Raw genomic sequence first — 20,559 nt, forward strand, 5'->3', positions numbered from 1 at the left:
AATAGAGAATCCATTAATAAAAAATACAGGATATTGACTAAAGACCCATTCTTTATAGAAACTGCGGTTATAAATGATAAAGAAATTAAAAAATTTGTATTCTTATTAGTGGCAATATCAAATAGTAGAAGTACAAAAAATACAGTCGCATTTATAATATCAATTTTTTTCATAAGATGTGATTACCAATACATTTCTAATAGTATAAAAGTCAATCAAAGGCTCAAGTTCAATTTCATTCTCTACTGCACTTATTTTTTTTATTTTAGATACCTTTCCTACAACAATGTCTTTCGGAAAAATACCACTTTCCTCAACTGTTACAAATATGTCAGATAAGGAATCGGAGACGTCTTGGGAAGGACGAACAACTGTTAAACCATTTCCATTACCAGAGGCAACATCAATCCCCCCTCGAGAAGCGTTTTTAACTCCAACTTTAAAATTCGGACTTGTTTCAAGAGTTACTTTAGATGTATTGTTAGAAACTTCAGTGATTTTACCAACGAGAAAAGAAGTCACACCGTCAACAGAGTATACGACGGGCATATCAATCTTTAAATTAGAATCTTTCCCTCTATCAATTACAAGGAAGTTGCCAGATTTACTATACAAGATTATATTACAACCAATTGTGTTGAACTTTATATTGTGTTTTATCCCAAGAAGATTTTTAAGTTCGATATTTTCGTAATAGTATCCCAAAAGAATCTTTAACCTACTTTCAAGTGTTGAAATATAGTCTCTAAGATTTTGATTCTCTATAATCAAAGCCTTGCCTTTTACAATAGAAATAAAGTAATTTTGAACAGAGGAGTAAGTATTATTGAAAAAATCTATTATTAGACTTACAGGTTTTAATACTAAAACTTCATAAATACTCTTCGGTGTAATACCATAACCAACAAGGCCTGCAACGAAAATTAAGAACAAGATTGTTAAAACTGCATATAAAGCAAGCCTTTCACGAGGAAATTGCATCTTTATAGTAGTCAAAATTCTCTATCACTTTGCCTGCACCAAGAGCAACTGAAGAAAGCGGGTCTTCTGCGACAGTAAATAAGATTCCTGTTCTATGAGTTAAAAACTTGTCGATATTCTTAAGTAACGCTCCCCCACCAGAAAGCATTATTCCTCTATCCATAACATCTGATGCAAGTTCCGGAGGAGTAATTTCGAGCGTGCTTTTTATCACATTGAGTATCTCCTCAAGTATCGGTTGAAGGGCTTTTCTTATTTCCTCTGAGGTTATTGTAATTGATTTAGGAAGACCATCAATAAGGTCCCTCCCGCGTATCTCCATTTTTTCATCTTTATCAAGAGGAAAAGCGCTTCCAATACGCATCTTTATTTGCTCCGCAGTTACATCACCAATTAAGATACTGTATTGTCTTCTAATATAATTTATTATTGCTTCGTTCATCTCGTCGCCTGCAATCCTTGTAGATTTTCCAACGACAATACCTTTTAGCGAAATTACTGCAACCTCCGTTGTTCCACCACCGATATCTACGATCATTGAACCTCTTGCCTCTTCTATTGGAAGACCTGCCCCAATTGCTGCTGCAAGAGGCTCTGGAATTACATATGCTTGTCTTGCCCCTACATGGATTGCAGCATCAATAACTGCTTTTTTCTCAACAGGTGTAACTCCGCTTGGGACACCAATCAAAACTATAGGTCTAAAAATTCCCCTTTTGCCACCTGCTTTTGAAATAAAGTAATCAAGCAACGCCTCGGTCGTTTCAAAATCGTTAATGACTCCGTCTTTTATGGGTCGTACTACATCAATCTCAAATGGAGTCCTTCCAGCCATTGACTTTGCTTCATTTCCCACCGCAACTACCCTTTTATTGTGATCAAGCGCAATAATCGTTGGCTCTCTTACAACAACACCTCTTCCTCTAACATATACTACAGTATTTGCTGTACCCAAATCTATTGCAAGTTCTTTAGAAAACAGTCCCATATTTACACCTCTTCCATCATTTTTAAAATTTCGTGCACTTTCAAAATCGGAACTCCAATAACGTTATCTAAAGGCCCTGAAACTTCGTCAATGAAAATAGACCCAAGCCCCTGTATCGCATATCCACCTGCTTTATCAAGACCTTCTTTTGAGGCAACATATTTTTTAATAAGTTCCATATCAACCTCTTTTCGAAAGTGTACAATAGAAATTTCGTAATCAATTATACTAAATTCATCTTTTAAAGCAACAATTCCCGTTATGACACGATGGCTATTCCCAAGAAGTTTTTTAATCATTTTAACATTTTCCTTTTCATCTTTAGGTTTTCCAAAAATTCTTCCGTTTAATTCGACTATTGTATCCATTCCAACGACGGGAAGATTATAGTGCTTACGTACCTTATATGCCTTCATGTATGCGTTATATACAACAGTCTTCACAGGGTCATTGTTAAAGATTTTTTCAGTTACTTCAATTTTCTTTACTTCAAAGTCAAAGCCAAAATTTTTTAAATATTCAATGCGTCTTTCGGAGCTACTTGCAAGAATGAATCTCATGTTAGAGTAAAGAACAGCACAAAAAGGATAACTCCAATAATTGAGCCAACATTGATCTTAATCGATACACCAAAAGTTAACTTAATAAATACAAAGTCAAGACTCATAGTAGGAAAACCAAAATTTAATCCGTAATCAAATACTGGAAAAACTTTTCCAATAAATACACCAAGAGGCGTTCCAATGATAAGCCCCAAAATTACAAAAATAAAGAATCTTCCGTAAGAAAATTTCTTCATCGCAACTTCAACCTATTATACACAGCCTTAGACAAAACTCCAATAACAAAACCTGAAACACCACCAATTGGGATAAGAAAAAAGAGATAAAAAAGAAAAAATGAATTTTTAGTTACCAAGTAAACAAAAATTACTTGTGAAATATTATTTACTATTCCACCAAGTGCAGATATTCCTTCTATACTAATTTTTTTCCTGAATAAGTGAAATACTATTGCCATTAAAACGGCGGCACTTACTCCACCAAAGAAACTTGTTCCAAAAGAGAGCCAATTGAATGATCCTCTAAACACTTGACTTACAATGGTTCTAAAAATTGCAACAAGTATTCCATATCCACCATTAAAAAGTAAAATCGCAAGAACAGTCGAAAGATTTGCAAGTCCAAGTTTTGCGCCAGGTAATAGCGGAAACAGTTGAACAGGCTCAATAAGATTCAGAACTACACCAATTGAAATAAGAAGTGAAAGATATACAATAGTTCGTATCTTTGAATTAGTAGGAAATTGAGTCGACACTAACATTACCTCCTACAATTGAAATAGTAATTCTATTTGGAAGACAAACGATTGTCTCACCAATATTTGAAATCCATCCTTGTTTAATACAAAGTTTATCAGGACATGTAGAGTCAATCACTCTTACTCTATCTTGTTCAATTTCTAAGTAAAGATAACCTTCATTACTTTTTACCATTATTATGCTCTTTTTAAGGTCTTTTAAAAGAGGAATCTTTTGGTAAAGTTTTCCATCGGCCATGACAACAACATATTTAGAAGAATTTCTATTCCCATAAAGCCTAATTCCAATTCCCAAAACAAGAGAAACAACCACCAACAGTAAAATTATTTTATCCCCCGGTTTCAAGAGTAATTAACCCCTTCAAATTATCAGTGTAAAAAATTTTTAGACTATCATCAACAACAACAGACGCTATATTAAATTTATTTGCTAACGAAAAGGTACCTTCTTTTCCTTCAACAAACATAGCAGTCGAAAGGACATCACCAATATATCCGACATTTGTTATTGCGGTTGTTGAAACTACCCTTTGAGCAGGTTTGCCTGTTTTAGGATCAATTATATGACAATACCTAACGCCGTTGTACTCAAAGAAACGCTCATAATCACCCGAAGTTGCAATAAATGTACCACTTTTTACCTGAACTACCGCAATAATACCGTTACTTCTTGGATGTTTTATCCCTATTTTAAATACATCATCTGGATTTTTGCTATAAACCAGTACATTCCCACCCATATTTACTATTGCTTTATTTATATTATTTCTCTTCAAAATTTCGTAAACTTTATCAAGTGTATAGCCCTTTGCAATCCCTCCTAAATCAATTTCTTCACCACTTCTTTTCAAAAAGACACTGTTATGAATAATTTCAATATCGTTTATATTATTAGTCAACTTTAACGCAGATTCTATTTCGGAATCACTCGGAACTCGGAACTCACCTGTTTTAAACCCCCAAAGATTAAGGACAGGCGCAATCATAATGTTAAAACTTCCATCTGTTTTAAAATACATATCCTTAGCCTTTTTGATTATGTCAACTGTTTCAGGTGAAACATCCACTGGTTTAACACCTGCGTTACTATTTATCTTAGAAACTTCTGAATTAGGATTAAAATCATCAAACAGTAAGTTAAGGCGGTTAATTTCGCTTTCTATCTCATTAACTATTTTAAATCTATTTATCCCCCAAACTTTTATATCAATGACAGTGTTCATGCTGTATATCTCAACAGAATATGAGAGATTCGCAAAGTATATTAAAAGAAGAATAAGTAAAACAAATATTGAAATTGTAACAACAATTTTTTTACTCAACAATTCCCAGATCCTCCCCGCAAAAATCACACTTTCCATTATGCGTATGATTTTCAACTATTTCGAATCCTGATCGCTTTATAACTCTTCTTTTACATTTTGGACAATAGGTATCTTCATATGGATGTCCTGGAACATTTCCAATATAAACAAAATCCAAATTCTCACTAATACCCATTTCCCTAACCTTTTCGAGTGTTTCTATAGGCGTTGGATAAAGGTGCGACAGGTCAAGATATGGATAAAAACGGGTTATATGCCATGGCGTTTTTTTGCCAAGGTTGTCACGAATAAATATTGCAAGATTTCTCAACTCTTCAATATTATCATTAATTGTCGGAATTATGTTTGTTACAATTTCAATATGCATATTCCAACGTTCTTTTGCATAGATAACACTTTCAAGGATTTTGTGAAAGTCAAAGATAGGCGTGATTTTGTTGTAAGTTTCCTGTGAAAACGCTTTTATATCAACTCTAAAAACATCAAGGTATGGTCCAATTAAGTCAAGCCCCTCTTTTGTAATTGAACCATTTGTTACATAAACTGTGTATAGTCCGTTTTTCTTTGCAAGTTGAGCAGATTTAAAAGTATATTCAAACCATATTGTTGGTTCATTATAAGTCCACGCAATTCCTTGTGCATGATAACGTAGTGCTAAACGCACTGCCTCCTCTGGAGGTATTTCTTCTGAAATCAAAGACAAATCAAAGTTTGGCTCTTTTAATCGGGAAATTTCATAATTTTGACAACCACGACAACGGAAATTACACCCCCATGTTCCAAATGAAAGGACAAGGCTCCCTGGATAATAGTGGTAAACAGGCTTTTTTCGATTGGATCAAGTGCCCATGAAGAAACATAAGAATTAAGTAGCGTATATAGTTTTCCGCTTTTGTTTATTCTTACTTTACAGATGCCAGATTTACCATCTGGAATGGCACACCTAAAGTTACACAGATTACACCGAACCTTGTTCCCTTCAAGAGGCTCCCAGAGGAGGGCTTCATCCATACTAAATCTCTCCCTTTATGAATCTGTCGATTGACTTTGCGGCAAGACGGCCTGCACCCATTGCAGTAATAACTGTCGCTGCACCTGTAACAATATCCCCACCTGCAAAAACACCTTTAACGGATGTCTGTAAATTTTCATCAACAAGAATTTCACCATGTCTTCCAACTTTTAAACCTTCGGTTGTCTTTGCAATGATTGGATTGGGCGTAGTTCCAATTGCAACAATTGCTTCATCAATGTCTATTGTAAATTCTGAACCTTCTATTGGAATTGGTCTTCGTCTTCCAGAACTATCAGGCTCGCCCAACTGCATCTTAATACACTCTACTTGTTTTACAAATCCCTTCTCATCACCAATGTACCTTACGGGATTAGATAACAATACAAACTCAATGCCTTCTTCTTCTGCATGTACTATTTCTTCAGCCCTTGCAGGCATTTCTTCTCTTGATCTTCTATAAATAAGATAAACGTGCTCTGCTCCAAGTCTTAGAGCAGTTCTTGCAGCATCCATTGCAACGTTTCCACCGCCAATAACGGCAACTCTTTTTGCTCTCTTTATTGGAGTATCAAATTCTGGGAATTTGTATGCCTTCATAAGGTTTACCCTTGTAAGAAATTCATTTGCAGAATATATCCCGCCAAGATTCTCACCTGGTATATGCATAAACTGGGGAAGTCCTGCGCCTGTTCCTAAAAATACTGCCTTAAATCCATCATCAAAAAGTCCTTGGATTGTCCTTGTTCGACCTACAAGAAAATCAAACACGAACTTTACTCCCATCTTTGATAGCATTGATATTTCCTCTTCAACAATCGCCTTTGGCAATCTGAACTCCGGTATTCCGTATACTAACACACCACCTGCAACATGGAATGCTTCAAAAATTGTAACGTCATATCCCATTCTAGATAAATCTGCAGCACAGGAAAGTCCAGCAGGTCCCGAACCAACTATTGCAACCTTTATACCGTTATCTTTTTCCTTTTTGGGAACTGTAACTTCTCCTTTTCGCCTTTTTTCAAGATCTAAATCGGCAACAAATCTTTCAAGACGCCCAATTCCAACCGGATCACCAACTTTACCCATTACACAAACAGCCTGACACTGCTCCTCCTGTGGACAAACCCTTCCTGTTACTGCAGGAAGAAGATTTGATTCATGGATTATATCTATTGCAAGATCAAATTTTTCTTCTTTAATTGCTTTAATGAAGGCAGGAATATTTATGTGAACTGGACATCCCTCAATACAAGGATGCGTAGGACACTGCAAACATCTCGAAGCCTCTAAAATCGCTTCCTCTTTTGTATATCCTAAAGGAACCTCAAAAAAATTGTTTCTTCTCTCGTGCGGTTCCTGCTCTTTCATTGGAGTAAGTTTTTTATTAACGTTCATTTTACTTCCTCCTTCCACTTTTCAAAAGACAACTTTTCTTCTTCCTTATAGATATTTAGCCTTTTCATAAGTTCATCAAAATCAACAAGGTGCGCATCGAAATCAGGACCGTCTGAACATGTAAATTTTGTTTCTCCGCCAACAGTAACTCTGCAAGCACCACACATTCCCATTCCACAAACCATGAGCGAATTTAAACTTGCAATTGTTTTTATACTATAAGGCCGTGTCATGTCCGCAACTGCTTTCATCATCACAGCTGGCCCAATTGTGAATACACGCTCAATGTCTTTTTCCTCTTCAAGCACCCTTTTCAAAACATCTGTAACAAAACCCTTTTCTCCATAGCTTCCATCGTTTGTTGAAATTAGGAGTTTATCAGATACAGATCGCATTTTCTCTTCCCAAAAAACGTAATCTTTAGCCCTGTATCCAATAATGCTTATCACTCTATTTCCTTTACTTTTAAGTTTTCTTGAAATTGGATAAATCGGCGCAATCCCTATACCGCCACCTACTACCACCACTTTTCCAAAACTTTCAATTTCAGTTGGATTACCAAGTGGGCCAAAAACATCAGCAAGAGCATCACCTTCATTCTTTGTTCCAAGAAGATGAGTTGTCTTTCCAATCTTCTGAAACACAATAGTAACAGTGCCTTTTGTCCTATCAAAATCAGCAATCGTCAAGGGAATTCGTTCCCCTTTTTCGTAAACCCTTACAACCACAAATTGTCCAGGCTCAGCAGTTTTTGCAACGTTTGGTGCTGCAAGTTCCATAAGAACCATCTCAGGTCCCAAAATCTCTTTTCTTAAGATTTTAAACATGCTACCTCCTTCCCCATTGTTAAATTTGCCTTATCAAATATATCAAAAAAATTATTACACACAGTTTTGTGAAGCACATCTTTTTCAACACCTTTTAAATTTGCAACAAAATCGTAAATAATCTCAACATTTTGGGGCTTATTTTTCTTCCCCCTCAACGGAACAGGCGTCAAATATGGCGAATCAGTTTCCAAAAGAAGCCTATCAAGAGGCACAATTCTTAAAGCCTCTCTTAAATCTTCTCTTTTGCTAAATGTTAATATCCCAGAAAATGAGACATAAAAACCCATATCTAAAACCTTTTTTACTTCTTCAACACCATAATCAAAGGAATGGAAGACACCTTTAAAATACCCCTCATCAAGTAATATGGAGATAGTGTCGAAAAATGCATCTCGAGAGTGAATAACAATAGGCAGATCTGTTTCTTTTGCAAGTTTAATTTGTTTTCTAAAACCTTTAAGTTGGTCATCTTTTTTTGTTAAATCTCGAAAGTAATCAAGCCCAATTTCTCCAACGGCAACAGTTTTCTTATTGCCAAGAAGTTTTTTCAACTTATCTAATGTTTCATTGTTCAATTTATTAATATCGTAAGGATGAATTCCACATGTAGAAAAAATGTTAATGTATCTTGAAGCTAATTCAAGGCTCTCTATTGAACTTGAAAGGTCATATCCAACAACATTTACTATTAAACTTTTTTGTTCAAGGATTTCTTCTATTTCACTTTCGGTATAATATTCCTTAAATACATGTGCATGTGAGTCAACAATCATTAACTTATTTTTGCTCCTTCTTCTATATCTTTATCAACAATAAGAAGTGAAAGATTTTCCTTATTAGGTGTAGAAGCCGCAAGAAGCATCCCTTGCGATGTTATGCCCATTAGTTTTCTTTCCTCAAGGTTTGCAATAATTACAATTTTCTTCCCTACAAGTTCTTCCTCTGAGTAAAACTTACCAATACCTGCAACTATTGTCCTCTCTTCGCTTCCTAAGGAGACTCTTAATTCAATAAGTTTATCTGAATTCTTTACACGCCTTGCACTTAAAATTTTTGCAACCCTTAGATCAAGTTTTGTAAAATCCTCGTATTTTATCTTTGACACTATAACTACATTTTCCTCTTTTGTTTCACCCTTTTTCTCAAGCTCGATTGTCTCTTTCTCAAGTCTTGGGAAGATAGGCTCAAAAAGTTTTAAAACATTTTTCTTTACAAGTTTACCGTTATACTCCGAAATATTTCTACGTTCTACACCAAACTCATCAAGTACAAACTTGGTAACATTTGGCATAAAAGGTTGCAAAAGAATAGTTGCATATGCAATCCCTTCAAGAAGAGTACTCAAAACAGTATTTAGTGTATTAATATCATTTGTATGTTTCCAAGGTTCCTTCACCTGGATGTAGTTATTTAAATAAGAGATGATTTCGAAAACTCTATCCAAAGCGAATGAAAGTCCATATTTTTCAAAACTCTCTTCAAAACTTGCAAATTTCTCTTTTGAAAATGCTACAAATTCCGGATCTACACTGTAAGAAGGTACTTCAAGGTTTTTATACTTTGCAAGCATATTTAAAGTCCTATTAATAAGGTTTCCGTAATCATTTGCAAGGTCCGAATTATATCTTCTAAAGAACGATTCCATCCTAAAGTCGCCATCCAAACCAAAAATTGCTTCTCTTGAAAGATAGTATCTTAGAACATCTACACTCTTTTCAAAAGAGATGTTTGAAAGTTTAGAAAAATTCTCTACAAAATCTATTGGATCTACTACATTTCCAAGGGACTTTGACATCTTCATTCCTTCAAGATTCCAAAAACCGTGTGCAAAAATCTTCTTTGGTAAAGGTAAACCAACACTCATTAACATTGCAGGCCATACAATTCCATGGAAGCGCGTGATATCTTTCCCAATAAGATGCAAATCTGCAGGCCAATATTTATTAAACTTATCTTTGTCTGTAAGATATCCTACTGCAGACACATAGTTAATCAGTGCGTCATACCAAACATAAATTGTATGGTCTTCATCAAATGGAACATGAATACCAAATTTGAAAGACTTCCTTGAAACAGAAATATCTTGAAGCCCACTTTTCAAAATATTTAAGAGTTCATTATATCTGCTCTCAGGTTCTACAAATTGAGGATTTTCTAAATAAAAATTAAGAAGGGCATCCCTATATTTACTCAGCCTAAAAAAGTAATTATCTTCAGAGAGTTTTTGAACTTCCCCGCCGCAATGAGGACATTTTCCATCAACAAGTTCTGAATCTTTCAAAAAAGTTTCATCTCTTACACAATACCAACCTTCATATGTGCTTAAGTAAATATCTCCATTTTCATACATTTTCGTAAAGAAATCTTTCACGACTTCCATATGATCAGAGTCACTTGTACGGATAAATCTTGAATAAGATATGTTAAATTTATCGAATATGTTCCTCCATAGACTTGCTGCCTCGTCAACAAACCTTTGAGGATCGATACCTAATTCTTTTGCTTTTGCTTCAATTTTTTGAGAGTGTTCGTCGGTCCCAGTGGAAAAGAAAACATCAAAGTTAGATAGCCTTTTGTACCTTGCAATTACATCTGCTGCAATTGCTTCAGATACAGATCCGATATGTGGCTTTGAATTCACATAGTAAATTGCAGTTGTAATGTAAAACTTTTCCATAAAACACTCCTTATCTTATATTCTCAATTTGCTGTATGGCATTAGACATTTCAAATTTAATCATACCTAAATTACTAACATTACTTGCAAACACAACTAACAAATCACCATTTTTAAGACTGTTAAAAATTATCCTTCCTACGCTTCCATCTATAAAAGAATCAACAAATTTACCCATTTTTGTGGAATCAAGCAAATCATTAAGATACCCTCTTAAAGATGAAAGCGCATACGATAGTTCAATTGGAGGGTTGTCAAGGCTTGAATTTACATAAAGGAGATTTCCATCACTATCAACAAGGTAAACGCCTAAAACTCCAGGAAGACCTTTTAGCTTAGAAAGAATTTTTTCCATTATTTCATCATCTCCTCAATCTTAGGTACATATTTTTTAAACTCAATTCTTACTTTACCAAGATTAATAGGTTCCCTTGCGATAACAAATAAATAACAATCATAAATAAGAGGAGTCCCAAATATACCATAGCCGTCGGACAAAACAAAAAATTCCTTTGCTTTTCCTAAAGAAAGATTTTTTAATGATCTTTCAATAATTGAAAAAATCGAGGAAACTTCTGCGCTTGCAAGTGAAGATTCTATGCTTTCTTTAGCATACATAGAAACTGGCAACCCGTCTTTTCCTGTAATTCCAACAAAAACTGATTCGCTAATTTCTTCACCTAAAGACTTAATAATGCTTTCTAAATTGTCCATTTTTTACCTCCAATTCAATTAATTATACCAAAATTTAAATTAAAATGCTATTATTCTGGTATAATATGAGTATGAAAGGTAAAAGACTTGCAAATTTTATTGTAAAAGTAATGGAAGAAAAGAAAGGCGAGGATATTAAAATTCTTGATGTTAAAAAACTTACTATAGTAACTGATTATTTTGTAATTTGTACAGGTAATGTATCAGAACATTGTGATGCAATTTCTTATGAAGTAGAAGAAAAGCTCAAAAAGAAACAGATAACTCCTATTTCTATTGACAAAGGTACAGATTCAAGTTGGATTGCAATGGATTATGGAAGCGTAATAGTGCATATTATGACCGAGGAAAAGAGAAAATTTTACGATCTTGAAAGAATCTGGGAAGAAGTAGGCCCAAAAATAACTCCTAAGAGAAAGCTAAAATCTTGACAAATTTTCTCAGATTAATATAATACTTCGGAAGTAATAATTTTTAGGAGGCTGTATTTATGGAAGAATTTTTTTCGGTTCACGAGGTAAAGAAAGAAAAATTGGATACAGAAGAAATTTATGATCTTGCAATTATAGGCGGTGGACCCGCAGGACTTACTGCTGCAATCTATGCAGCTCGTTTTAAGCTTAAATTCGTATTATTTGAGAAAGTTGCGGTAGGAGGACAGATTGCAGTAAGTGAATGGGTGGAAAATTACCCAGGTTTTCCAGATGGAATATCTGGGGTAGACCTCGTAAACCTATTCAAAAAACAGGCTGAACGCTTTGGAACAAATATTGTGCTTACTGATGTAAGAAAAGTAGAAAAGATAAGTGATCTTTTTTATCTCGAAACTGAATATGGAAAAATCAGATCTTGGACGGTAATTCTTGCAACTGGCGCAGAGCCAGTTAAACTTCCAGTTCCTGAAGAGGAGAAGTTCAGAGGAAGAGGTATTTCTTATTGCGCAACGTGTGATGCGGCATTTTTTAAAAATAAAACTGTTGCAGTGATTGGTGGTGGAGATACTGCAATCCACGACGCATTAACCCTTTCAAAATTTGCTGATAAAGTAATAGTTGTTCATAGAAGAAAGGAATTAAGAGCAACTAAAATTCTTCAAGAAGCCGCATTTTCTAATCCGAAGATTTCCTTTGAACTCGAATACATTCCTGCGCATGTTCTTGGAGACAAAAAGGTAGAAGGCCTTGAAGTAGAACATGTGGTAACAAAAGAACACAAAGTACTCAAAGTTGAAGGAGTTTTTGTTGCAATAGGCGAAAAACCAAATTCAGAACTCGTAAAAGGTCTTGTAAATGTTGATGACAGAGGTTTTGTAGTTACTAATATGAAAATGGAAACAAATTTACCAGGCCTGTATGCCGTTGGCGATGTGAGAAACACACCATTGAGGCAAGTTATTACTGCTTGCGGTGATGCTGCTATTGCAGCAGCCGAAGTTGATAAATATATTAAAAATCTATAATTAAGAGGTGAGAAATGGAAAGACTTTTAAAAGAAAAAGATGCAGCGTACATTAAAGACTTATTTGAGAAGAATTTAAAGGATGATGTAACACTTACCTTATTCTTTGAAACAAATGGTGAAAAGATTACAAAATTCAACGAACAATATCTTCCTTACACGGAAGAAATTGTAAAAGAAGTTGCCGAACTTTCTCCAAAAATAAAATTAAATATCTACAAAGATGACGTAGAAAAAGAGAAAGAATATGGGGTCAAGGCAATTTCTGCACTCTTCATCGAAGGTTCAAAAACAAATAAAAACATCGTTTACTATGGTATACCATCTGGTCATGAGTTTTCATCACTTTTAGAAGACATTGTTGATGTTTCAAAGGGTGAAACAGAACTTCCAGTTGACATCAAAGAAAAGGTAAGAAAAATCTCAAGTCCTGTTGAAATACTTGTTTTTGTAACTCCGACTTGTCCATACTGCCCAAGAGCAGTAAGAACAGCACATCAATTTGCGCTTGAAAATCCTAATATTATAGGTGCAATGATTGAAGCAAACGAGTTTCCAGATTGGTCAAACGAATTTAATGTTTACGCAGTTCCTAAAGTGGTCATAAACGGTGGCAAGGCAGAATTCGAAGGAGCGCTACCAGAAGATGCTTTCCTTCAATCAGTTTACGAAGCATTAGGCATTAAATTAATATAGAAAATTAGAAAATATTTTTTGGCCCCCAAGATTTGGGGGCCTCTTTATTTATACAAGGTTTTTTATATGAGTAGCGAAAGGATTGCCTTTTGAATATGAAGCCTATTTTCTGCTTGATCAAATACAACCGAATGAGGTCCATCAAGAACTTCATCAGTAATTTCTTCGCCACGATGTGCTGGAAGGCAATGCATCACAATAGCGTCCTCTTTTGCATGGGATAAAATAGAGGAATTAATTTGGTATGGCTTCATTATCGCAACTCTTTTATCATGTTCAGCTTCCTGCCCCATTGACGCCCATACATCAGTGTAAAGGACATCTGCATTCTTTGCAGCTTCAGCAGGATCGTTTGTTATTTCTATCTTTGATCCCGATTTCTTTGCAAAATGGAGAGCCATATCAATAACTTCTTTTGCTGGTTCAAAACCCTTTGGACATCCCAAAGATACATCAAGTCCAAGAATACTTCCACCGATTAAAAGCGAGTTAGCAACATTATTTCCGTCACCAAGATATGTAAGTTTAATTCCTTGCAATTTTCCTTTTTTCTCCTTTATCGTTAAGAAATCTCCAAGTGCTTGGCATGGATGCGAGAAATCAGAAAGAGCATTTATTACAGGAACTCCTGAAAACTCTGCAAGTTCTTCAAGTGTTTTCTGTGCAAAAACTCTTGCAACAATTCCCTGAACCATTCGTCCCATAACTTTCGCTGTATCTGGGACAGTTTCACCTCTTACAAGTTGAAGATTTGATGTCTCAAGAATTAATGGGAATGCCCCCAACTCATGAATTGCCACTGCAAAAGAAATTCTTGTTCGAGTTGATGGCTTTTCAAATAACACCGCAATTGTTTTTCCATCAAGGAGTTTCTCTTTTTTTCCAGCATAGTAATCAATTTTCAATTTCTCTCCTTGGAAAATAAACTCCTCAAGTTCCTCCTTTGTAAAATCCTTTAAGCAAAGAAGTGAACGCCCTTTAAGACTTTTTGCCATTTTAACCTCCAAACTTTTTGGTCAAAATATCCTTCAGATCTGGCTTACCAATCTCCTGAAGTTCATATCTTACTCGCACAGCAGGTTTATTGAGTTTAACAACTCTTCTTAAATCAATTGGGGTTCCTATCACTACTACATCTGCAGGAATAGAGTTGATTGTTTCTTCGAGTTCTCTTATCTGCACTTCACTATATCCCATTGCTGGCAAAACATCCTTTGTTTGTTTGTATTTTTCATAGGTTGCCTTTATTGAGCCAACTGCATAAGGGACAGGCGAAATTATTTCACTTGCACCAAGTTTTCTTGCAGCAATATAACCTGCACCGTAACTCATTTCACCATGTGTTAATGTGGGGCCATCTTCTACCACAACCACTCTCTTTCCTCTTATAATTTCGCCATTATCAACAAAAATTGGTGATGCTGCGTCAACAATAATTGCATTGGGATTTACTTCCCTTACATGATTCCTCACAAGTTCAATAGATTCAAAATCTGCAGTATCCTCTTTATTAATCACAATGACATCAGCACTTCTAAAGTTTGTTTCACCTGGATGGTATGAAAGCTCGTGTCCTGCTCTTAAAGGATCGGCAACAACTATCTTAAGATCTGACTTATAGAATGGGAAATCATTATTTCCACCATCCCAAACTATAACATCTGCTTCTTTCTCTGCTTCTCGCAAAATCCTTTCATAGTCAACACCAGCATATATTACGGCACCAAGGTCAATGTGTGGCTCGTATTCCTCACGTTCTTCAATGGTGCACTTGTATCTATCAAGATCTTCGTAAGTTGCAAAGCGTTGCACGGCCTGCTCAACAAGGTTTCCATATGGCATTGGGTGCCTAATTGATACAACCTTCTTACCCATTTCGCGAAGAATTTTAACAACTTTTCTTGTTGTTTGACTTTTCCCTGAACCTGTACGTACTGCGCATACAGAGACAACCGGCTTTGTTGACTTTACCATCGTAGCTTCTGGACCCATAAGCCAGAAGTCTGCCCCGTTTGCAAGAGCAATGGAAGCCTTATGCATAACGTATTCATGCGGAACATCACTGTAAGCAAAAACTACTCTTTGGACGTTCAAATCCTTTATAAGTTTTGGAAGTTCTGATTCTGGATAAATTGGAACACCATTAGGATAAAGTTCGCCTGCGAGTTCCTTCGGGTAAACTCTTCCTTCAATGTTAGGTATTTGCGTGGCAGTAAACGCAACTACTTCATACTCGGATCTGTTTCTAAAAAACACATTAAAATTGTGGAAATCTCTTCCTGCTGCACCCATAATAATCACTCTAACTCTTTCCATAAAACACCCCTTTCATAAATTTTCAGATAAATCTAGTTTTGCTCCTTATTATACAATATTTCTTCAATTTTTGCCTTTATATCCTTCTGTTTGTTATAGAAATTCAGGAAAGCAAGTATCAATGAAATGAATGGCCAAAGCAAACTAAGAGCACCTTCTATATACATACTCTTTGAAATGTAATAATATCCCGATACAATAAAAACAATCCAGCGAAACTTATTTATCTGCCACAGGATATATGAAATTTTCAAATTAATGAACTTATCACTTACAAAACCCCAAAGAAGATTTAAAATATAAATTACAACAATCAAAATATACCATTTGATAAAACCCATTAAAGGCGGAACGAGTATTTCTGTTACATAGATTGGAAGATTCGCCCACTCACCACTTCTTCCATCAATATAAGCTTTGTTTTCTGCTTTTGTATGCTTTTCTGTGTTCCACATTTTAGACCTCAGAATTTAATATTGTACACAAGGAGAAATGCAAGAATCTGCAAAATGTACTTACTCACAACCTCTGGTGGAGTTGTGTCTATTTCAATTTCAATAGTCTGAGTAAGTTCTCTTACTGCTTCGACAATCCTTCCAGCAATAACTTCTGATACGGGCTTTGAGAACGCTTTTTCTTTTCTTATTCTATTGAAAGCAACAGAATAAATTGCATTTTCATCCTTGAAGTTTTTAAGGAAGATGTCCTCAAGTAGTTCAAGAGAAACTTGTGCAATATCGTTTTTCTCCTGCTCAGGCATTGGAGGTAGGCTTGCAAGAGATTGACTTAAGAATTGTCTAATAGCAAGTGAAATCTTCTGTACATCAGTAACATTTTGTAACGATTGTCTTAATGGCTCGACAAGTGAATAAGCCTTATAAACAATGAATGTTATATATCCAAGATAACTATCAACGTTAAGTAACCTCTTTATTTGCTCCATTGAGACAACTCTTATAGCCCTTTCTATACCGCTCTGTCCAAGTATTCTAAGCATTTCTTTAGTAATCACATACATCATATCAAACAAATCGTAGCTTTCACCGAATCCAACATATAAGTTTAGCAATTTTGCGTCATCTCTTGAAATCACCTGTCCGTGGTTTTGGAAGTTCCAAACAAGTGCATGTGCTGTTTGAGAAGCAAGAATTGCCCTTTCTCTTTCTGGCTTATCCTTAAACATATATCTGAATAGAAAGTTATAAGCGTACTGTTCTCCGGTGGTTAGTGCCCTGTAACACATATTAACAACAGTCGGATTAATCTGTTGAACAATCGGAACAAGATAACTCATTGCTGTATTCATTGCAATATCAACAGCATCTTCACGCTTAATAGGGACAGTTTGCGTTATATCCTGAGCCATTTTCAATGCAAGAGGAAAAAAGTCGGTCACAAACTTCCCATAAAGTTGCATAAATGGATAATACCCTTCAAGTGCTGATATGTGCAGATTTTCAATTAAAGGATGCTCCATCTGCATATCAAGAGGACCGATTTCGGATTGTGGACCCATTATTATCTCATCAGATGCAAGAGTCATAAGAGTTGCGGCTGATTTTGCAAAAAGAGGAACAACAGCCTTTAATTTTTTACATTTTGATCGAACAATATTCATCATTTGGTATGCAGGATGGGGATATCCACCGTTTGACAAGATCACCATATCAATCCGTGTTTCTTCAGGTGGTGTTGTAATCTTATTCAGTTGATCTATAAGATCAAATACATCATCCCTGTCAACAGGCGCTCTTTCATTGTAAACAAGAAAAAGGATATATCTTGTTTCTTTTTGTGGTTTTTCTTCTGTGGGAGGAATAGGGGTATGAAGTGGTAAATTATCTTTTGATTCTTCAGTTGTTTTGGATTCTTCAGTTTTCTTTGATTCTTCTGTCGATTTGGGTCCTTCATTGCTTTCACTTTTTTCAGGTATCTCACTTTCTTCAGTCATCTCTTCGTTTCTTTTTTCTTCCTCGTCCATAGAAACCTCCCAAAAGTTAATTAATTTCCAAATTATTATACTGATTTGATCGAGATTTTACAAATTTTTTTAATTTTTCTTAAAAATTTTTGCTAAAGTGAATAAATCTGTGGTATAATTGATCAAGGAGGAGAACATGAAAATAAGGGATACTGCAGTGGCAGGAGCATTTTACCCTGAAGATAGGGAAGAATTGAAAAGCATGATTAGAAGGTTTGTAGAAAGTGCTCCTCTTGAAGACACAGATAATATAAAGGCAATTATTGCACCACACGCAGGTTATATCTATTCAGGCCCAATTGCAGGATATAGTTATAAACAGCTCACGAACATAGATTACCTCAAAAATATCAAAGTGATAATAATTGCTCCATCACATTATGCCTATTTTCATGGCGCTTCAGTTGGTCTCTTTGATGCCTATAAAACTCCTTTGGGTTTTGTAAATGTTTCGAAAGATGCTCAAAAGTTACTTCAACTTGAAGAATTTCATTTTATTCTTGATGCACACCTTGAAGAGCATAGCATAGAAGTGCAACTTCCATTTTTGCAGTACACTTTATCACACTTTGAAATTGTACCAATTCTATACAGCGAGATCTCAGAAGAATCACTTTTAAGAGGAATACTATCCATTTTTGATGAAAATACAATCCTTGTAGTAAGTACTGATTTAAGTCATTACTATCCGTATGATATTGCAATCAAAAAAGATTCTCACTGCATTAAGGCAGTTCAGGAACTTAACAAGAAACATATTTTAAATTGTGAGGCCTGTGGCAAGACTGGTATCGCAACTGTAATTGATTTTGCAAAAGCAAACAATCTAAAAAGCAAGGTGCTTAAGTATGCAACAAGCGGCGACACAGCAGGACCAAAAACTCAGGTCGTAGGTTATTTATCGGCAGTATTCTACGGAGATACCTTATGAATGCAAATAATAAAATACTGCTCTTGAAATTATCTCGGAGAACAATCGAAACTTATCTAAAAGAGCGCAGAAAATTAAAAGTAACGAAAGACGAATTTCCAGATGAAGAATTTTGGCAGGATAGAGGCACCTTTGTCACATTAACAGAAAGCGGTTCTCTAAGAGGTTGTATAGGGTCAATTTATCCTGTAAGACCTCTTATATTAGATGTCATCGAGAACTCTATAAATGCTGCTTTTAAAGATCCACGTTTTTATCCAGTGGATGAATCTGAACTTCCTTATATTGAAATTGAAATCTCAATTTTATCACCCCCTGAAAAAATTTATTTCAAGGACACAGAAGATCTTTTTGAAAAGGTTAAGCCATTCAAACACGGCGTAATTATAAGAAAAGGATTTTACCAGGCTACTTTCCTACCACAAGTCTGGGAAGAATTACCAAATCATGAAGACTTTTTTACCCATCTCTGTTTAAAAGCAGGTTTGAACGGTGATTGCTTTAGATACAAAAATTTAGAAGTTGAGGTGTACACGGTTCTCGCCTTCTCAGAAAAAGAAATGGGCTTGAGATAACCCAAGCCCAAAAAGTTTAGTGAGTTGATAGTCTATACGTATCTGGATCCTCAAAAATAAGACCAAGAATAGCAATTAAAACCATAGGAACAATACAAAATACAAGTAAAGAAATCTCAAAACCTTTCGTAAGAGATCCTAATAAAGGAAAAATTGTCCCACCAAGATTTGCAAATATAAGTATTATTGCACTGCCAATTCCTGCGTTTTCAATTCCAACATTACTAAAAGCACTTGGAAGATGGACACCAAGCGGATATATAGGAAACAAAGCAATGCCCAAAATGAGAGACTCAAAAAGAAGCAAACTAAATACATTAATAAACATGCTCAAAAAAATCATCAAGATAACAACAATGGGAAGTATAATGAAAAATATCTTAACTTTTCGTATCCTATGACTCAAATCAGGAATTGTCATTGCACCGAGCAGACACCCAATAAGGATAAAGGCATTTATAAAAGATGCTTTTGTCGGATCAAGACCCAAAAACTCAACATTTAACTTTGGATACCATCCTGCAAGCCACTTAAAAACACCGATATCAAAAAACGAAATTAAAGAAAGTACTACAAGCGATTTATTTGAAAACACAAGTTTAAAACCATCTTTTAATGGTAATCTTTTTTTCAAGGGTACATTCCTAATTGAATCATCCCAATCCATAATAACAAGCACATATATAACTGAAGTCACAAGAGTAATAAGGGATGTAATAATTAGAAAAATCTTAATTCCTAACATACTTGCAAGGGGATATGAAACAAAGAACGCAACGATTTGGCCCAAAACGAGAAATGCCGTAAAGTATGCGGTAATTTTTGAAGCGCTTTCCTTTGAGAATAATCTGTAAGTTAAGGGTGACCATGAGGTAAATGCAAAAGTTGCACTTAGCGCAAACCCAAAATGTGCAAGAAGTAAGAGTGTAAAATTAAATGAAAATAGTGCTCTCAAGACAGTAAAAATGCCCAAAAGCAAAGAAGCAATTGTCGTAGTTCTTTTTGGACTCCTATCACTATATGCACCCGCAAAGTAGGAGAAGAGAACAAGCAAAAACGGAACAGCAGAAATTAATAGTTCAGCAAAGACAGGCTTTACTCCCATCCCCTCTTCAACGAATGTCTTTAAAATTGGTCCCCACATGAACCAATTAAATCCAATAAGCATTGTAATTAGTCCAAAAAGTACAAAGATTAAAACATTCTTTCTTTTTTCCACTTCATCCTCCTATTTTATAAATTTTTCTTAACATACCCTCTGCCCTCTTGACATTGTTTTCAAATTTGTTATACTAACATCCAAGTAAGTACAGATATTCGCCACCGAATACCTGATACCTACCTCCTTTCTTAT

At 35.2% G+C, this 20,559-nt stretch carries 24 protein-coding genes and 1 pseudogene; 5 read left to right on the forward strand and 20 right to left on the reverse strand.

The window, feature by feature from the left end; all coding sequences use genetic code 11:
* Positions 1–159: 159 nt before the first annotated feature.
* From mreC to CSE_RS04665, 15 genes and pseudogenes are all read right to left on the reverse strand, one after another.
* Positions 160–996: a rod shape-determining protein MreC gene (gene mreC, locus CSE_RS04600; RefSeq protein ID WP_156785896.1), complete on the reverse strand. Its 837-nt coding sequence runs from the start codon at positions 994–996 to the stop codon at positions 160–162.
* Positions 965–1,969 (reverse strand): rod shape-determining protein, encoded by a 1,005-nt coding sequence (gene mreB / locus CSE_RS04605; RefSeq protein ID WP_014453478.1) that lies wholly within the window; start codon positions 1,967–1,969, stop codon positions 965–967. Before mreB ends, mreC begins: the two co-directional genes overlap by 32 nt.
* A gap of 2 nt (positions 1,970–1,971) precedes the next feature.
* Entirely contained in the window at positions 1,972–2,529 is a 558-nt protein-coding gene (locus CSE_RS04610; protein WP_014453479.1) for a Maf family protein, read from the reverse strand.
* Positions 2,526–2,768: a DUF4321 domain-containing protein gene (locus tag CSE_RS04615; protein WP_014453480.1), complete on the reverse strand. Its 243-nt coding sequence runs from the start codon at positions 2,766–2,768 to the stop codon at positions 2,526–2,528. Before CSE_RS04615 ends, CSE_RS04610 begins: the two co-directional genes overlap by 4 nt.
* Complete coding sequence (locus CSE_RS04620; RefSeq protein WP_014453481.1) at positions 2,765–3,286, reverse strand: Gx transporter family protein; 522 nt, start codon at positions 3,284–3,286, stop codon at positions 2,765–2,767. Before CSE_RS04620 ends, CSE_RS04615 begins: the two co-directional genes overlap by 4 nt.
* The gene (locus CSE_RS04625) at positions 3,264–3,635 is read right to left on the reverse strand and encodes a NusG domain II-containing protein (protein WP_014453482.1); all 372 of its coding nucleotides are present in this window, start codon (positions 3,633–3,635) and stop codon (positions 3,264–3,266) included. The genes CSE_RS04620 and CSE_RS04625 overlap by 23 nt, the downstream gene beginning before the upstream one ends.
* Positions 3,619–4,611: an FAD:protein FMN transferase gene (locus CSE_RS04630; protein ID WP_014453483.1), complete on the reverse strand. Its 993-nt coding sequence runs from the start codon at positions 4,609–4,611 to the stop codon at positions 3,619–3,621. The genes CSE_RS04625 and CSE_RS04630 overlap by 17 nt, the downstream gene beginning before the upstream one ends.
* Positions 4,604–5,383: pseudogene (locus CSE_RS04635) on the reverse strand (radical SAM protein); the annotation flags it as partial. The pseudogene CSE_RS04635 and the gene CSE_RS04630, both read right to left, overlap by 8 nt.
* Entirely contained in the window at positions 5,335–5,625 is a 291-nt protein-coding gene (locus CSE_RS08510; protein WP_014453485.1) for a hypothetical protein, read from the reverse strand. The pseudogene CSE_RS04635 and the gene CSE_RS08510, both read right to left, overlap by 49 nt.
* A 1-nt stretch (position 5,626) precedes the next feature.
* A complete protein-coding gene (gene gltA / locus CSE_RS04640) occupies positions 5,627–7,027 on the reverse strand; it encodes an NADPH-dependent glutamate synthase (RefSeq protein WP_014453486.1) in 1,401 nt (466 codons plus the stop codon).
* Entirely contained in the window at positions 7,024–7,854 is an 831-nt protein-coding gene (locus tag CSE_RS04645) for a sulfide/dihydroorotate dehydrogenase-like FAD/NAD-binding protein (RefSeq protein WP_014453487.1), read from the reverse strand. Before CSE_RS04645 ends, gltA begins: the two co-directional genes overlap by 4 nt.
* Positions 7,839–8,630 carry a TatD family hydrolase gene (locus CSE_RS04650; RefSeq protein ID WP_014453488.1) on the reverse strand — a complete coding sequence of 264 codons (792 nt, stop codon included), beginning with the start codon at positions 8,628–8,630 and terminating at the stop codon, positions 7,839–7,841. Before CSE_RS04650 ends, CSE_RS04645 begins: the two co-directional genes overlap by 16 nt.
* A complete protein-coding gene (gene metG / locus CSE_RS04655) occupies positions 8,630–10,534 on the reverse strand; it encodes a methionine--tRNA ligase (protein WP_014453489.1) in 1,905 nt (634 codons plus the stop codon). Before metG ends, CSE_RS04650 begins: the two co-directional genes overlap by 1 nt.
* A 10-nt stretch (positions 10,535–10,544) precedes the next feature.
* Complete coding sequence (locus CSE_RS04660) at positions 10,545–10,889, reverse strand: roadblock/LC7 domain-containing protein (protein WP_014453490.1); 345 nt, start codon at positions 10,887–10,889, stop codon at positions 10,545–10,547.
* Positions 10,889–11,248, reverse strand: coding sequence for a roadblock/LC7 domain-containing protein (locus CSE_RS04665; RefSeq protein WP_014453491.1), 360 nt, complete (start codon positions 11,246–11,248; stop codon positions 10,889–10,891). The genes CSE_RS04660 and CSE_RS04665 overlap by 1 nt, the downstream gene beginning before the upstream one ends.
* A 71-nt stretch (positions 11,249–11,319) precedes the next feature.
* Here CSE_RS04665 and rsfS point away from each other — a divergent pair, with 71 nt between their 5' ends.
* From rsfS to pdo, 3 genes are read left to right on the forward strand one after another with little or no spacing between them, the layout of a single operon-like run.
* Complete coding sequence (gene rsfS / locus CSE_RS04670; protein ID WP_041726080.1) at positions 11,320–11,679, forward strand: ribosome silencing factor; 360 nt, start codon at positions 11,320–11,322, stop codon at positions 11,677–11,679.
* Between the two features lie 59 nt (positions 11,680–11,738).
* Positions 11,739–12,707 carry a thioredoxin-disulfide reductase gene (gene trxB / locus CSE_RS04675; RefSeq protein ID WP_014453493.1) on the forward strand — a complete coding sequence of 323 codons (969 nt, stop codon included), beginning with the start codon at positions 11,739–11,741 and terminating at the stop codon, positions 12,705–12,707.
* A 14-nt stretch (positions 12,708–12,721) separates the two neighbouring features.
* Entirely contained in the window at positions 12,722–13,402 is a 681-nt protein-coding gene (gene pdo / locus CSE_RS04680; protein ID WP_014453494.1) for a protein disulfide oxidoreductase, read from the forward strand.
* A gap of 62 nt (positions 13,403–13,464) precedes the next feature.
* Here pdo and argF read toward each other — a convergent pair whose 3' ends face one another.
* From argF to CSE_RS04700, 4 genes are read right to left on the reverse strand one after another with little or no spacing between them, the layout of a single operon-like run.
* A complete protein-coding gene (gene argF / locus CSE_RS04685) occupies positions 13,465–14,397 on the reverse strand; it encodes an ornithine carbamoyltransferase (RefSeq protein WP_014453495.1) in 933 nt (310 codons plus the stop codon).
* Between the two features lies 1 nt (position 14,398).
* Positions 14,399–15,718 (reverse strand): cyclic 2,3-diphosphoglycerate synthase, encoded by a 1,320-nt coding sequence (locus CSE_RS04690; RefSeq protein ID WP_014453496.1) that lies wholly within the window; start codon positions 15,716–15,718, stop codon positions 14,399–14,401.
* A gap of 32 nt (positions 15,719–15,750) precedes the next feature.
* On the reverse strand, positions 15,751–16,173 hold the full coding sequence (locus tag CSE_RS04695) for a hypothetical protein (protein WP_014453497.1): 423 nt from the start codon (positions 16,171–16,173) through the stop codon (positions 15,751–15,753).
* Between the two features lie 8 nt (positions 16,174–16,181).
* The gene (locus CSE_RS04700; RefSeq protein ID WP_014453498.1) at positions 16,182–17,699 is read right to left on the reverse strand and encodes an SDH family Clp fold serine proteinase; all 1,518 of its coding nucleotides are present in this window, start codon (positions 17,697–17,699) and stop codon (positions 16,182–16,184) included.
* Positions 17,700–17,835: 136 nt separating this feature from the next.
* Here CSE_RS04700 and amrB point away from each other — a divergent pair, with 136 nt between their 5' ends.
* Positions 17,836–18,630, forward strand: a complete 795-nt coding sequence (amrB, locus tag CSE_RS04705) for an AmmeMemoRadiSam system protein B (protein WP_014453499.1) — start codon at positions 17,836–17,838, stop codon at positions 18,628–18,630.
* On the forward strand, positions 18,627–19,205 hold the full coding sequence (gene amrA / locus CSE_RS04710) for an AmmeMemoRadiSam system protein A (protein WP_014453500.1): 579 nt from the start codon (positions 18,627–18,629) through the stop codon (positions 19,203–19,205). Before amrB ends, amrA begins: the two co-directional genes overlap by 4 nt.
* 16 nt (positions 19,206–19,221) lie before the next feature.
* On the opposite strand, the gene CSE_RS04715 is transcribed toward amrA, so the two are convergent.
* The gene (locus CSE_RS04715; protein WP_014453501.1) at positions 19,222–20,424 is read right to left on the reverse strand and encodes an MFS transporter; all 1,203 of its coding nucleotides are present in this window, start codon (positions 20,422–20,424) and stop codon (positions 19,222–19,224) included.
* Positions 20,425–20,559 lie beyond the last annotated feature (135 nt).

Source organism: Caldisericum exile AZM16c01 (assembly GCF_000284335.1).
GTDB classification, from domain to species: Bacteria; Caldisericota; Caldisericia; order Caldisericales; family Caldisericaceae; genus Caldisericum; species Caldisericum exile.

What these genes read in the sequence shown, in the direction of transcription:
- mreB (WP_014453478.1), bottom strand. Translation starts at nt 1,969, where the DNA reads ATGGGACTGTTTTCTAAAGAACTTGCAATAGATTTGGGTACAGCAAAT.
- CSE_RS04610 (WP_014453479.1), bottom strand. Translation starts at nt 2,529, where the DNA reads ATGAGATTCATTCTTGCAAGTAGCTCCGAAAGACGCATTGAATATTTA.
- CSE_RS04615 (WP_014453480.1), bottom strand. Translation starts at nt 2,768, where the DNA reads ATGAAGAAATTTTCTTACGGAAGATTCTTTATTTTTGTAATTTTGGGG.
- CSE_RS08510 (WP_014453485.1), bottom strand. Translation starts at nt 5,625, where the DNA reads ATGGATGAAGCCCTCCTCTGGGAGCCTCTTGAAGGGAACAAGGTTCGG.
- gltA (WP_014453486.1), bottom strand. Translation starts at nt 7,027, where the DNA reads ATGAACGTTAATAAAAAACTTACTCCAATGAAAGAGCAGGAACCGCAC.
- CSE_RS04645 (WP_014453487.1), bottom strand. Translation starts at nt 7,854, where the DNA reads ATGTTTAAAATCTTAAGAAAAGAGATTTTGGGACCTGAGATGGTTCTT.
- CSE_RS04650 (WP_014453488.1), bottom strand. Translation starts at nt 8,630, where the DNA reads ATGATTGTTGACTCACATGCACATGTATTTAAGGAATATTATACCGAA.
- metG (WP_014453489.1), bottom strand. Translation starts at nt 10,534, where the DNA reads ATGGAAAAGTTTTACATTACAACTGCAATTTACTATGTGAATTCAAAG.
- CSE_RS04660 (WP_014453490.1), bottom strand. Translation starts at nt 10,889, where the DNA reads ATGGAAAAAATTCTTTCTAAGCTAAAAGGTCTTCCTGGAGTTTTAGGC.
- CSE_RS04665 (WP_014453491.1), bottom strand. Translation starts at nt 11,248, where the DNA reads ATGGACAATTTAGAAAGCATTATTAAGTCTTTAGGTGAAGAAATTAGC.
- rsfS (WP_041726080.1), top strand. Translation starts at nt 11,320, where the DNA reads ATGAAAGGTAAAAGACTTGCAAATTTTATTGTAAAAGTAATGGAAGAA.
- trxB (WP_014453493.1), top strand. Translation starts at nt 11,739, where the DNA reads ATGGAAGAATTTTTTTCGGTTCACGAGGTAAAGAAAGAAAAATTGGAT.
- pdo (WP_014453494.1), top strand. Translation starts at nt 12,722, where the DNA reads ATGGAAAGACTTTTAAAAGAAAAAGATGCAGCGTACATTAAAGACTTA.
- argF (WP_014453495.1), bottom strand. Translation starts at nt 14,397, where the DNA reads ATGGCAAAAAGTCTTAAAGGGCGTTCACTTCTTTGCTTAAAGGATTTT.
- CSE_RS04690 (WP_014453496.1), bottom strand. Translation starts at nt 15,718, where the DNA reads ATGGAAAGAGTTAGAGTGATTATTATGGGTGCAGCAGGAAGAGATTTC.
- CSE_RS04695 (WP_014453497.1), bottom strand. Translation starts at nt 16,173, where the DNA reads ATGTGGAACACAGAAAAGCATACAAAAGCAGAAAACAAAGCTTATATT.
- CSE_RS04700 (WP_014453498.1), bottom strand. Translation starts at nt 17,699, where the DNA reads ATGGACGAGGAAGAAAAAAGAAACGAAGAGATGACTGAAGAAAGTGAG.
- amrB (WP_014453499.1), top strand. Translation starts at nt 17,836, where the DNA reads ATGAAAATAAGGGATACTGCAGTGGCAGGAGCATTTTACCCTGAAGAT.
- amrA (WP_014453500.1), top strand. Translation starts at nt 18,627, where the DNA reads ATGAATGCAAATAATAAAATACTGCTCTTGAAATTATCTCGGAGAACA.